The organism is Streptococcus sp. SV2 (assembly GCF_030440175.1).
In the GTDB taxonomy this organism is placed as follows: Bacteria; Bacillota; Bacilli; order Lactobacillales; family Streptococcaceae; genus Streptococcus; species Streptococcus raffinosi.
On record NZ_JAQFJQ010000002.1, the window covers coordinates 40,363 to 53,533 of the forward strand.

Annotated in this window: 14 protein-coding genes; 9 read left to right on the plus strand and 5 right to left on the minus strand. The window is 42.0% G+C overall.

Annotated elements, in window-relative coordinates; translation table 11 throughout:
* Positions 1–47 precede the first annotated feature (47 nt).
* The 9 genes from PCY14_RS01375 (at position 48) to serS (ending at position 8,214) form a co-directional block, all read left to right on the plus strand.
* Complete coding sequence (locus PCY14_RS01375) at positions 48–1,055, plus strand: PTS sugar transporter subunit IIB (RefSeq protein ID WP_022495829.1); 1,008 nt, start codon at positions 48–50, stop codon at positions 1,053–1,055.
* Between the two features lie 17 nt (positions 1,056–1,072).
* Positions 1,073–1,873, plus strand: a complete 801-nt coding sequence (locus tag PCY14_RS01380) for a PTS mannose/fructose/sorbose transporter subunit IIC (RefSeq protein ID WP_021145048.1) — start codon at positions 1,073–1,075, stop codon at positions 1,871–1,873.
* 15 nt (positions 1,874–1,888) lie between these two features.
* On the plus strand, positions 1,889–2,803 hold the full coding sequence (locus PCY14_RS01385; protein ID WP_293917430.1) for a PTS system mannose/fructose/sorbose family transporter subunit IID: 915 nt from the start codon (positions 1,889–1,891) through the stop codon (positions 2,801–2,803).
* Between the two features lie 12 nt (positions 2,804–2,815).
* Positions 2,816–3,202, plus strand: a complete 387-nt coding sequence (locus PCY14_RS01390) for a DUF956 family protein (protein WP_002883750.1) — start codon at positions 2,816–2,818, stop codon at positions 3,200–3,202.
* Between the two features lie 264 nt (positions 3,203–3,466).
* Positions 3,467–4,459 carry a PTS sugar transporter subunit IIB gene (locus PCY14_RS01395; protein WP_002889177.1) on the plus strand — a complete coding sequence of 331 codons (993 nt, stop codon included), beginning with the start codon at positions 3,467–3,469 and terminating at the stop codon, positions 4,457–4,459.
* A gap of 67 nt (positions 4,460–4,526) precedes the next feature.
* Entirely contained in the window at positions 4,527–5,345 is an 819-nt protein-coding gene (locus PCY14_RS01400; protein WP_008535905.1) for a PTS mannose/fructose/sorbose transporter subunit IIC, read from the plus strand.
* 14 nt (positions 5,346–5,359) lie between these two features.
* Positions 5,360–6,271: a PTS system mannose/fructose/sorbose family transporter subunit IID gene (locus tag PCY14_RS01405; protein ID WP_002889179.1), complete on the plus strand. Its 912-nt coding sequence runs from the start codon at positions 5,360–5,362 to the stop codon at positions 6,269–6,271.
* An 81-nt stretch (positions 6,272–6,352) separates the two neighbouring features.
* Positions 6,353–6,727, plus strand: a complete 375-nt coding sequence (locus PCY14_RS01410; RefSeq protein ID WP_002889180.1) for a DUF956 family protein — start codon at positions 6,353–6,355, stop codon at positions 6,725–6,727.
* Positions 6,728–6,936: 209 nt separating this feature from the next.
* Positions 6,937–8,214: a serine--tRNA ligase gene (gene serS, locus PCY14_RS01415; RefSeq protein ID WP_021151443.1), complete on the plus strand. Its 1,278-nt coding sequence runs from the start codon at positions 6,937–6,939 to the stop codon at positions 8,212–8,214.
* 227 nt (positions 8,215–8,441) lie between these two features.
* Here serS and PCY14_RS01420 read toward each other — a convergent pair whose 3' ends face one another.
* The 5 genes from PCY14_RS01420 to nrdR all read right to left on the minus strand — a co-directional run bounded on the left by PCY14_RS01420 (position 8,442) and on the right by nrdR (position 13,122).
* A complete protein-coding gene (locus tag PCY14_RS01420) occupies positions 8,442–9,083 on the minus strand; it encodes a hypothetical protein (RefSeq protein WP_021145040.1) in 642 nt (213 codons plus the stop codon).
* 63 nt (positions 9,084–9,146) lie between these two features.
* The gene (gene der / locus PCY14_RS01425) at positions 9,147–10,457 is read right to left on the minus strand and encodes a ribosome biogenesis GTPase Der (RefSeq protein WP_021145039.1); all 1,311 of its coding nucleotides are present in this window, start codon (positions 10,455–10,457) and stop codon (positions 9,147–9,149) included.
* 107 nt (positions 10,458–10,564) lie between these two features.
* Entirely contained in the window at positions 10,565–11,467 is a 903-nt protein-coding gene (gene dnaI / locus PCY14_RS01430; protein ID WP_021145038.1) for a primosomal protein DnaI, read from the minus strand.
* A gap of 3 nt (positions 11,468–11,470) precedes the next feature.
* Entirely contained in the window at positions 11,471–12,646 is a 1,176-nt protein-coding gene (locus PCY14_RS01435) for a DnaD domain protein (protein WP_164376375.1), read from the minus strand.
* On the minus strand, positions 12,643–13,122 hold the full coding sequence (gene nrdR / locus PCY14_RS01440) for a transcriptional regulator NrdR (RefSeq protein WP_002889188.1): 480 nt from the start codon (positions 13,120–13,122) through the stop codon (positions 12,643–12,645). Before nrdR ends, PCY14_RS01435 begins: the two co-directional genes overlap by 4 nt.
* Positions 13,123–13,171: the final 49 nt, after the last annotated feature.

Below are 13,171 nucleotides of genomic sequence, written 5' to 3' on the forward strand. Positions count from 1 at the left end.
ATTTTTCTATTCCTAAGAAGCAATATATAAAAGGAGGAAGAACACTAATGGGTATCGGTATTATTATTGCTAGCCATGGTAAATTCGCTGAAGGTATTCACCAATCAGGTTCTATGATTTTTGGTGAACAAGAGAAAGTTCAAGTGGTTACTTTCATGCCAAATGAAGGTCCAGACGACTTGTACGCTCACTTCAAAGATGCCATCGCTCAATTTGACGCTGACGACGAAATTCTTGTCCTTGCAGACCTTTGGTCTGGATCACCATTTAACCAGGCAAGCCGTATCAAGGAAGAAAATCCTGATCGCAAGATGGTTATCGTGACAGGACTCAACTTGCCAATGCTTATCCAAGCATATACGGAACGTATGGTAGCTCCTGATGCTGGGGTTGAAGAGATTGTCGCTAACATTTATAAGGAAACAAAAGAAGGCGTTAAAGTCCTTCCAGAAGGCCTTATTCCTGAAGAAGACACTAAACCAGCAGACGCTAAACCTTCTATTCCTAAGGGTACCATTCCTGAAGGAACAGTACTTGGTGATGGAAAAATCAAATACGTTTTGGCTCGTGTTGACACACGTCTCCTCCACGGTCAGGTTGCGACTGGTTGGACTCACTCAACTCACCCAGACCGTATCATCGTTGTTTCAGACACTGTTTGTCATGATAAACTTCGTACAAACATGATTAAACAAGCCGCTCCATCTGGTGTTCAAGTTCACGTTATCCCAATTAAAAATATGGTTAAAGCAAACAATGACCCACGTTTTGGAGATACACGTGCTATGCTTCTCTTTGAATCTGTTGAAGATGCTCTTGCTGCTGTTAAAGCAGGTGTTGATATTAAAGAAATCAACCTTGGTTCTTCAGCTTATAAAGAAGGAAAAGTCAACGTTACTAAAGCTCTTTCATTTGACCAAACAGATGTGGATGCTATCAAAGAGTTGCAATCATTGGGTGTCAAATTTGACGTTCGTGGGGTACCAAGTGATAGCCCAGCAAACGTTGATGCCTTGATTAAGTCAGCTGAAACTAAATTAGCAGAGAAGAAATAATTTTGGAGGATGCATAAATGAGTTTAGTACAAATTATTTTAGTCGTAATTGTTGCTTTCATCATCGGTTGTAGCTCAGTTAACGACCAAATCGAAACATACCAGCCAGTTGTGGCTTGTTCCCTTATCGGTCTTGTTACTGGTCATCTCGAACTCGGCGTAATGTTGGGTGGTAGCTTACAATTGATCACTATGGGATGGGCAAACGTTGGTGCTGCCATGGCACCAGATGCCTCACTTGCCGCTGTAGCTTCTACAATCATCCTTATCTTGGGTGGTCAAGGAGCTAAAGGAATTGGTCCAGCCATCGCCCTTGCGGTTCCTTTGGCTGTTGCCGGTCTTGCCTTGACAATGTTTGTCCGTACTGCAACTGTCTTCATCGCTCACATTATGGATAGTCGTGCTGAAGATGCTGATATCGCTGGTATTGAAAGATGGCACTTTATCGGTATGTCCCTCCAAGGTCTCCGTGTTGCTATCCCTGCCCTCCTCTTGCTATTGATTCCTGCACACCTTGTACAATCTGGTCTTGAATCTATGCCTGAATGGTTAACATCAGGTATGACAATCGGTGGTGGTATGGTTGTAGCCGTTGGTTATGCCATGGTTATCAACATGATGTCTAGTCGCGAAGTTTGGCCATTCTTCTTCCTTGGTTTTGCTTTGGCTGCCCTCAAAGAATTGACCTTGATTAGCTTGGGTATCATCGGCCTCTGTCTTGCCGTTATGTACCTTGCACTTGAAGCTAGTGGTTCAAATGGTTCTTCAAATGATGGAGGATCAGGTGATCCCCTCGGTGAAATTCTGGAAGACTTTTAATTAGGAGGAAAGAAAATGGCTGATTCAAAAATTAAATTAACAAAAGCAGATCGTTTCAAAGCTTTCTTGCGCTCATACTTCCTTTTAGCTTCATTCAACTATGAACGTATGCAAAATGGTGGTGTGGCTTACACCCTTATTCCTGCAATCAAAAAACTTTATCAATCAAAAGAAGACCGAGCTGCGGCTCTTAAACGCCACTTGGAATTCTTCAATACACAACCATTCATGGCTAACCCAATCTTTGGGGTTACACTTGCCTTGGAAGAAGAACGTGCTAACGGGGCGGACATCGATGATGCCGCTATCTCAGGGGTTAAGGTTGGTATGATGGGGCCTCTTGCAGGTGCCGGTGACCCTCTCTTCTGGTTTACCCTTCGCCCAATCTTCCTTTCATTAGGAGCAGGTTTGGCTGTTTCAGGTAACATCTTGGGACCTATCGTCTTCTTCGTACTTTGGAATGCTATGGTCGCTGCCGTTAAATGGTACACTCAAGAGTTTGGTTATAGAGCTGGTGCTGCGATTACAGACGACGTATCTGGTAACCTTCTTCAACAAGTAACTCGTGGCGCATCAATGATGGGGATGTTCGTTATCGGTTCTCTTATCCAACGTTGGGTAAGCATTACCTTCACACCAGTTGTCTCTACTGTTAAACAACAAGAAGGAGCTTATATCGATTGGGATAAACTTCCAAAAGGTATTGCCGGTGTTAAAGAAGCCTTCCATCAACAAGCTGCTGGTCGCTCTCTTGACGTTAACAAAGTGACAACCTTGCAAGATAACTTGAACCAATTGATTCCTGGTCTTGCTGCCCTTGGTTTGACTTTCCTCTGCATGTACCTTCTTAAGAGAAAAGTTTCTCCAATCGTTATCATCTTAGGTATCTTTGTCCTTGCTATTGTGCTCCACATTATTGGTCTACTCTAATCGGAGCAAGGTATGGTTAAATCGCTCAATACCGAAATGGCTCACACAACTAAGGGAACTTGGTTTCGTGAAGGACCTATTTACGGAAATATCATGGTCGGTGATAAGGCCTTCGAATTTTACAATGATACGAAGTTACAAGACTACGTTCAAATTCCTTGGGATGAAGTCACTTATGTGATTGCCGATGTCTACTTCGGTGGTAAGTTCATCCCACGCTTTGAAATCCGTACTAAGCAAAATGGACGTTTCCGTTTTGCCAGTCGAAAAAGCCGAATAACTTTGAAAGAAATTCAAAAAAGAATTCCTCGAGAAAGTTTAAGAAAAGCACCTAGCTTCATCGTTGTTCTCAAACAAGGCTTTAAGAATCTTTTCCGACTCATTGTCAAAAAGAAATAATCTCCGAATATTATAAAAAGATTGTCCAATCTAATGGTTGGGCAATCTTTTTATAATATTTTGCTCATTTTTGAAAGAAATTGACTTATTTTGAAATTTTATCTCACTAGCTATTGACATTTACGTGAAAGCGTTTTACAATATAATTGTTCTTGATTTCTTATGTTTAAAAAGATTGAGAGACGCTTTTTTTAGCGTCTTGATAAAAATCGGAGATAGTCTTTTTAAGCCTAGGAAAAAATATTTTAAAGGAGGAGAACACGAATGGGTATCGGTATTATTATCGCCAGCCATGGTAAGTTCGCTGAGGGAATCCACCAATCAGGATCTATGATTTTTGGAGACCAAGAGAAGGTTCAAGTCGTTACCTTTATGCCAAGTGAAGGTCCTGACGACCTTTACGGCCACTTCAACGATGCCATCGCACAATTCGATGCTGATGATGAAATTCTTGTTTTGGCTGACCTTTGGAGTGGATCACCATTTAACCAAGCCAGCCGTATTGCTGGGGAAAATCCAGATCGTAAGATTGCCATCATCACAGGTCTTAACTTGCCAATGCTTATCCAAGCATACACAGAACGTATGATAGATGCTAACGCTACTGCAGAGCAAGTTGCTGGTAATATCATCAAGGAAGCTAAGGGTGGTATTAAAGCACTTCCAGAGGAACTTAATCCTGTGGAAGAAACAACAGCTGCACCTCAAGAAGCTGCAGCACCTCAAGGAGCTATCCCAGAAGGGACAGTTATTGGAGATGGTAAGCTCAAGATTAACTTGGCACGTTTGGATACACGTCTTTTGCATGGTCAGGTTGCAACTAACTGGACCCCTGCATCTAAAGCAGACCGTATCATTGTAGCATCAGACGATGTTGCTAAAGACGAATTGCGTAAGGAATTGATTAAACAAGCAGCACCAAATGGCGTTAAAGCTAACGTGGTTCCAATTCAAAAATTGATTGATGCTTCTAAAGATCCTCGCTTTGGTAACACACACGCTCTTATCTTGTTCGAAACTGTTCAAGATGCCCTTCGTGCTGTCGAAGGTGGCGTGCCAATCAAAGAACTTAACATTGGTTCTATGGCTCACTCAACTGGTAAAACAATGGTTAACAACGTTTTGTCAATGGACAAAGACGATGTTGCATGTTTTGAAAAATTGCGTGACCTTGGCGTAGCATTTGACGTTCGTAAGGTTCCAAACGATTCTAAGAAAGACTTGTTTGACCTTATCAAAAAAGCAAACGTTCAATAATCTTCATTCGGATACATTAGTTGACTTGCTCAGCTAATCACAACTCAATAGAAAAGGAATTATAACCATGTCAGATATGTCAATTATTTCTGCTATTTTGGTCGTAGTTGTTGCCTTCCTTGCTGGTCTTGAAGGTATCCTTGACCAATTCCAATTCCACCAACCACTTGTTGCTTGTACTCTTATTGGTGCTGCTACAGGTAACCTCACTGCAGGTATCATGCTTGGTGGTTCCCTTCAAATGATTGCCCTTGCCTGGGCCAATATCGGTGCTGCCGTAGCTCCTGACGCTGCCCTTGCATCTGTTGCTGCTGCCATTATTTTGGTTAAAGGTGGTAACTTCACAACTGAAGGTATCGGGGTTGCGACTGCAACAGCTATCCCACTTGCAGTTGCTGGTCTCTTCTTAACGATGCTTGTTCGTACAGCTTCTGTTGCCCTTGTTCACACTGCTGATAAGGCTGCAGAAAACGGAAATATCGCAGGTGTTGAACGTGCTCACTACCTAGCTCTTGTTCTTCAAGGTTTGCGTATTGCTGTTCCTGCTGCACTTCTTCTTGCTATCCCAGCTCAATCTGTTCAACATGCCCTTGGCTTGATGCCTGACTGGCTCAACCATGGTATGGTTGTCGGTGGTGGAATGGTTGTAGCCGTTGGTTATGCCATGGTTATCAACATGATGGCAACTCGTGAAGTTTGGCCATTCTTCGCCATTGGTTTTGCACTTGCAGCTATTAGTCAATTGACTCTTATTGCTCTTGGTGCAATCGGTGTCGCTATCGCCTTCGTTTACCTCAACCTTTCTAAACAAGGTGGCGGTAACGGTGGTGGTGGAACTGCTTCTGGTTCTGGCGACCCTATCGGCGATATTTTAGAAGACTACTAGGAAGGAGTGCTCTCATGGCTGAAAAAATTCAATTATCCAAATCAGATCGTCAAAAAGTTTGGTGGCGCTCACAATTCTTGCAAGGTTCATGGAACTACGAACGTATGCAAAACTTGGGTTGGGCTTACTCACTCATTCCTGCTATTAAAAAACTCTACTCAAAGAAAGAAGATCAAGCTGCTGCCTTAAAACGCCACTTGGAATTCTTTAATACTCACCCTTATGTTGCCGCTCCTATCATGGGTGTTACCCTAGCTCTTGAAGAAGAAAAAGCTAATGGTACTCCTATCGAAGATGCTGCTGTTCAAGGGGTTAAGATTGGTATGATGGGACCTCTTGCTGGTATCGGTGACCCAGTCTTCTGGTTCACAATCCGTCCTATCCTTGGGGCACTTGGTGCTTCTCTTGCTGCATCTGGTAACATTGCTGGTCCACTTATTTTCTTCATCGGTTGGAATATTATTCGTATGGCCTTCTTGTGGTATACTCAAGAACTTGGCTACAAAGCAGGTTCAGAAATTACTAAAGACATGTCTGGTGGTATCTTGAAAGATATTACTAAAGGGGCTTCAATCCTCGGTATGTTCATCCTTGCCGTCTTGGTTGAACGTTGGGTTTCAATCAACTTCATCGTAAATCTTCCTGGTAAGGTACTTTCTAAAGGTGCTTACATTGTATGGCCAAAAGGAAATGTTTCTGGTGACCAACTTAAAACTATCCTTGGTCAAGTCAACGATAAACTCAGCTTTGATAAGATTCAAGTCGATACCCTACAAAAACAATTGGATTCTTTGATTCCAGGTTTGATGGGACTTCTCCTTACGTTTGCATGTATGTGGTTGCTTAAGAAGAAAGTTTCACCAATCACAATCATTATCGGACTCTTTGTAGTTGGTATTATTGCAAGCTTCTTCAAAATTATGTAACAAAAAGAGTAAGAGTTTAGCCGAGCTAAACTCTTTTCTTATGCTATAATAAGGATATTACTATCAAAAAGCGAGAAAAATATGGCACAATCATTAAACAAAACAGTTGAATTGCATACAACAGGCGTCTCCTACATGGCCATCGGAGGTAAGGTGGGGAAGTTTCTAATTGGCGATGTGGCTATTGAATTCTATCCTGATATTAATGTTGAACAATACATTCAAATTCCTTGGACCAGCATCACTCAAATTGGTGCTAATGTGTCAGGAAAGAGAATCAGTCGTCATTTTGAAATCTTAACTGACAAGAGCAAATTTCTCTTTGCTTCTAAGGACTCTGGAAAGATTCTAAAGATTGCAAGGGAACACTTAGGAAATGACAAGGTCGTCAAATTACCAACTCTTCTTCAGACTATTGGCGCTCGTTTCAAAGGTTTATTTGCCAAAAAATCATAATTTTTGTATAATGTTAGGGACGGATAAGTAATAGCTAGACCTTTCCAGAAAGCCTGCGGTTGCTGCGAGCAGGTAGGGTTAACCTACGAAATTCTACCGTTTCATTTAATTAAAGACATAAACAAGTGCACTCCTGTGAAGTTGGATGGAACCGTGGCTCATGTCACTCCAACAGTTTCACTGGGGTGTTTTATTTTTTGGAGGAACCTATGTTAGATGTAAAACGTATTCGTAACGACTTCGATGCCCTTGCTGAAAAATTGGCTACACGTGGTGTCGCTGCTGAAACTTTAAATGAACTAAAAGAACTTGATGTCAAACGTCGTGAACTTCTTATCAAATCTGAAGAACTCAAAGCTCAACGTAACGTTGCCTCAGACGGTATTGCTCAAGCAAAACGTAATAAAGAAGACGCCTCAGAGCAAATTTCAGCCATGCAAAAAGTTTCTGCCGAAATCAAAGAAATTGATGCTGAACTTGCTGCTATCGATGAAAAACTTAACAGTATCGTTGTGACACTTCCAAACACACCACACGAGACTGTACCAGTTGGTGCTGACGAAGATGAAAATGTAGAAGTTCGCCGTTGGGGAACACCTCGTGACTTTGATTTTGAGATTAAACCTCACTGGGATCTTGGTGAAGACCTTGGTATTCTTGATTGGGAACGTGGTGCTAAGGTCACTGGTTCTCGCTTCCTCTTCTACAAAGGCTTGGGAGCAAAATTGGAACGTGCAATCTACAACTTCATGTTGGATGAACACGCTAAAGAAGGCTATACTGAAATGATTACACCTTACATGGTTAACCACGACTCAATGTTTGGTACTGGTCAATATCCAAAATTCAAAGAGGACACTTTCGAGCTTGACGGTACTGACTACGTCCTTATCCCAACAGCTGAAGTTCCTTTGACCAACTACTACCGTGGGGAAATTCTTGACGGAAAAGAATTACCAATCTACTTCACAGCCATGAGCCCTTCATTCCGTTCAGAAGCTGGTTCAGCTGGTCGTGATACACGTGGATTAATCCGTCTTCACCAATTCCACAAGGTTGAAATGGTCAAATTCTCAAAACCAGAAAGCTCATACGATGAATTGGAAAAAATGGTAGTTAACGCTGAAAATATTCTTCAAAAACTTAACTTGCCATACCGTGTCATCACTTTGTGTACTGGCGATATGGGATTCTCAGCTGCCAAAACTTACGATTTGGAAGTTTGGATTCCAGCACAAAACACTTACCGCGAAATTTCTTCATGTTCAAACACAGAAGATTTCCAAGCCCGTCGTGCACAAATCCGCTATCGTGACGAAGCTGATGGTAAGGTAAAACTTCTTCACACTCTTAACGGTTCAGGACTTGCTGTTGGACGTACAGTAGCCGCTATCCTTGAAAACTACCAAAACGAAGATGGTTCAGTAACTATCCCTGAAGTTCTTCGTCCTTACATGGGTGGTGCTGAAGTTATTGCACCAAAATAAATAAACGAATAAACGAGGCTGGAACAATCGTTCCAACCTCGTTTTTATTTTACTTTAAACCAATGATGCAGCTGTGAACTGAGCTTTTCGTCCACTTTCCGACTCGGGAGAACCCAAGTCAATCTTGTGGGGCTGATATTAAGAAAGCAATACCTTTGGGGGCTAATTTAAAATTCTCATTCAAAGCAGTAAGCCTTGTGTATGTATTCTCTTCGATTACACTATTACTACAATAAATCATTTGTGTCATGACAACTATCATAATAGGGCATTAATAGTTGAAAGCCTTCCATTAGTTGATCTATCAAGTCAGCCTCAGTCAAGCTACTCGTCACAGGTACATCATATTTAACCAATACCTTACGAACACGACCATCTCTAACTGCTGCTTTAAGCATCTGACGATTCTCTTCAGTTCCTTCTACACGATGACTGACACCATCTTCCTGGGCAAAATAGTATAGAGAGGGGGCAATAGGTAAGTCTAGGACCTTATGTTGCTTAGCTAGAGTGGTGTCTGATTTTTTCCGTTCGACAAAGCTAACTTCAACTGAAATCCCCCATTTTTTAGGCTGACCATAAAGGCGAATCGCCATGGCAACATCGTCTAAACTGTCCTCAGGGGCCCTATAATAGCACCAAAAGTGTGGGCGACATATTTGTGCCTGATTGGCCCAATTACTGACACGATCCATCTTAAAGGGTGCCAAACGCTCCTCTAAAACTTTTGATAAGACCTGCATTTCCTTACGAGCTGCTTGGCCAAGTGCCTTGAGCACTTCCATTTCTTCTTGATGTTGACCCGCTTTTTCAGGTTTGATATACTTAACCCCTTGTTTAGATAAATAAGCTTTAATATTTTCTAACATCATTTTCTCCTTAAAATACTAAAAGACCAACCCATAACGATTCTATTCTGGTTGGTCTCTTTTTTATTTACGTTTACGAGCAATCAAGTGGATTGGTGTTCCTTCAAAACCAAAGGCCTGACGAATTTGATTTTCCAAGAAACGCATATAAGAGAAGTGCATCAGTTCTTCTTCATTGACAAAGATAACAAATGTTGGTGGTTTAACCGAAACTTGTGTGCCGTAGAAAATCTTAAGGCGTTTTCCTTTGTCAGTTGGTGTTGGGTTGATGGCAATGGCATCCATGATAACATCATTCAAGACAGCCGATGAAATACGACGGTTTTGACTTTCACTGATGCGTTTAACCATCTCTGGCAACTTGTTAAGACGTTGTTTGGTCTCAGCCGATACAAAGATAATTGGTGCATAGCTCAAGAATTGGAACTGGTCACGGATATCTGCTTCCCAGTTAGCAACGGTATGATTGTCTTTCTTAATAGTATCCCATTTGTTAACTACGATGATAATCCCTTTACCAGCTTCATGGGCGAAACCAGCAATGCGCTTGTCATACTCACGGATACCTTCTTCTGCATTGATAACCATAAGAACAATATCAGAACGGTCAATGGCACGCATAGAACGCATGACAGAGTATTTCTCTGTATTTTCATAAACCTTACCAGATTTACGCATACCAGCGGTGTCAATCATGGTATACTCTTGACCTTCACTGTCCACAAAGTTTGTATCAATGGCATCGCGAGTCGTACCAGCAATTGGGCTGGCAATCACACGGTCCTCGCCCAAAATGGCGTTAATCAAACTTGATTTTCCGACATTTGGACGCCCAATCAAACTGAAACGAATGATGTCTGGATTTTCTTCTTCAATCTCTGTTGGGAGATTTTCAACGATAGCGTCGAGAACGTCCCCCGTTCCGATACCATGAACAGATGAAACAGGATAGGGATCGCCAAGCCCCAAAGAATAGAAATCATAGATATCTGCACGCATTTCAGGGTTATCCACTTTATTGACGGCTAGGATAACTGGCTTATGAGTCTTATAGAGAATACGAGCAACGTATTCATCCGCATCTGTTACGCCTTCCTTGCCTGAAACAACAAAGACAATAACGTCTGCTTCGGTCATGGCAATATCAGCTTGGTGCTTGATTTGCTCCATGAATGGGGCATCAACATCATCAATACCACCCGTATCAATCAAGCTAAACTGACGGTTAAGCCATTCAGCAGAAGTATAAATACGGTCACGTGTTACCCCCTCGACGTCTTCGACGATAGAGATACGTTCACCCGCAATTCGGTTAAATAGGGTCGACTTCCCAACATTGGGGCGACCCACGATAGCAACTGTAGGTAATGTCATATGTTTAAGTCCCTAGTTAAAACAGGGATTCCTTTCTTCGTTTAGCAACCTTACCTTCCACAAGGAAAGCAAAATCAATCATTTTTTTATCATTTATTGGGGCCAACTTAACGACGGTTAACGCCTCTCAAGTGAACCTCTTTGGCTAGAAAACGGATTCGCTCCATGACACGTTTAGCCTGCCATGTTTCGTCTCCCTGACGTCCATTGGATAGCTTAGCTTCTAAGTCCGCAAAGCTATAGTTAGACGTGAAGAAGGTCGGTAGCTCCTCAATCATGCGGTACTGGAGGATGACCTGCAAAACATCGTCTCTAATCCAAGAAGAGAACTGCTCTGCACCAATATCATCTAAAACCAAGACTTCTGCTTCTTTTACAGCATCAATTTGTTCCTTAACAGAACCATCTTTAATACCATTCTTAACATCAATGGTAAAGGATGGGTAGTGGATAATGGTCGTAGCAACCTTCTTGGTCTCTGAAAGTTCATGAGCCATGGCAGCCAACATAAAGGACTTTCCAACTCCCATGTCACCATAGAGGTAGAGACCCTTTTGATCTGGACTTGGATAATCAGCCACAAACTCTACAAGACTCTCATAGGTATCAACACGAGCCACATCGTCTAAAGCGATATCCGCAAAAGTAATCTTACGATAAGATTGAGGGAGACTTACCAAGTTAATCCGATTGGCAATAGCCTGTTGCTCCTGCTGCTCTTTGAGCTGACGTGTCTCCTTATAAGTCACATCGGCGTAGCCCTCATTCATGGTTAGAATTGGCTCATACCCCTTGGCAATGTAGGAGACATCACCTTCTTTGACCTTACGGCATTCCACCAAGAATTGATTAAACTTAGGGAGACTACGTTTGATTTCATCCTGACTTAAGCCATGCTCTTGAATAAAACGTGCCACTCTTGGATCTGCCAAGATTTGCTTGGTTAAATCTATTGCATCAACAGACCCATAATGACCCGTTCGGTTGAGGGTTTGTCCAACTCTTTCCATGGGCTACTCCTTTCCTTTTTCTAGTTTAGCCAAAGCACGACGTCTAATTTCGTCCAATTTGGCTTGATCAGCCTGGCTGGTCTGGTTGTCATAATTAGGATCACTCCAGCTCGGCACATTTGTTTTTTTCTTAGCATCAGCCTTAGTTTGCTTTGATTTCTTATCGTAACCACTACGCAAAGCTAAAAGCCCTTGTTCAGCACTGATGATTTTCTTAAAGGCAAAATCATTAGCAAGTTTAGAAATATACTCTCTATTCACATTGGTTGAATGTGTCCTACCCAAACTATAGGCAACCATGAGATTGATGACCTCATCCATAAAGCCTCTTTGTGCCAAGTCTGTGAGAATCTTCTTCTCAGAATTAGTCACAGCACCACCAGGACCCTTGGCACCTTGTAGATAATCTATAGGTTTTTCAGACCTAACCGCCTTAAGAACCTTTTCTTCAGTCTCCGTCAAAGCAGAGTCACCACCCAATTTTTGAGCTTGTGCCTGCTCTAATTGCACCTGCATACGCTTGACAATAATCTGATGGTTTACAGCTGTTTTTTTAGCCAAGAGATAGGTATCATACCAATTCATATGATGAATCTCAGACAATTTATAGATTTCGGTCACATCTGTCTTTTCATCTGTAAAGACAAGACCATCGGCCTGCATCCGATTTCTGAAGCTAGTTAAATCAAACGAATTCTTAGGCTTGATGTCTGACACGGTCTTCTGAGCCAAACGCTCATCTGTAAAGACATCTGAAAAACGTTTGGATAAATCTTGCAAACCGTGTAGACTTGCTGGTTTTAAAGCATTTACTGATGGTTCGCTAATTTTTTGTTCCAAAAGCGAGCTGTAAACCGCATGCTTGAGGAATTGCTCAATGGATAAAGGAGACTTAAGCTCAACAACATAAATTCCTTGGGGTGATTGGTAGAAGGCTAAAAGATCCACCGCTGTCAGGACGGCCAGAGCCTCCTTGAGGGGCTGCATGCCAAAATTGAGGTGATTCAAAATAGCCGCAAACTTATGACGGTGATTTCCATTGTCATAGAAAGCCACAAAATACTGGTAAAGAGCGTAACCCTCACTCCCAATAATGGGGTAGTAGCAACGCATTAAACTTGCCTGATCGGGAACGATAACCTGATTGCCAACATAGACAAATTCTTCAATAGGTCTCATTTTTTAGACTCTTTTTTCGCACGTACTGTCTTGGTGATTTCTTGAAGTAACTCTTCAATTTCATCAACATCTTTGAAAGAACGGTAAACACTGGCAAAACGGACATAGGTAATTTCATCAAGGTCAGCGAGTTCTTTCATGACTAAATTCCCAATAACCTCGCTATCAACCTCTCCATCATGGTTGCGGCGAATGTTTTGCTCAATCCGAGTGATAGCATTTTCAATATCCTCACTAGAAACTGGGCGTTTTTGTGCACTCATCAGGATACCATTGAAAATCTTATCACGAGAGAATTGTTCACGCGTACCGTCTTTTTTGACAACTAAAAGTGGAACTTCCTCCACACGCTCAAATGTTGTAAAACGAGTGTGACACGTATCACACTCCCGACGACGACGAATGGTATTTCCATCCTCTGCCTGACGGCTATCGATAACACTAGATTTATTATGTTGACATTTTGGACAACGCATGCATTTCACCACCAATCTTCGAAATTCGGTACTCTATTTTACCATAAAA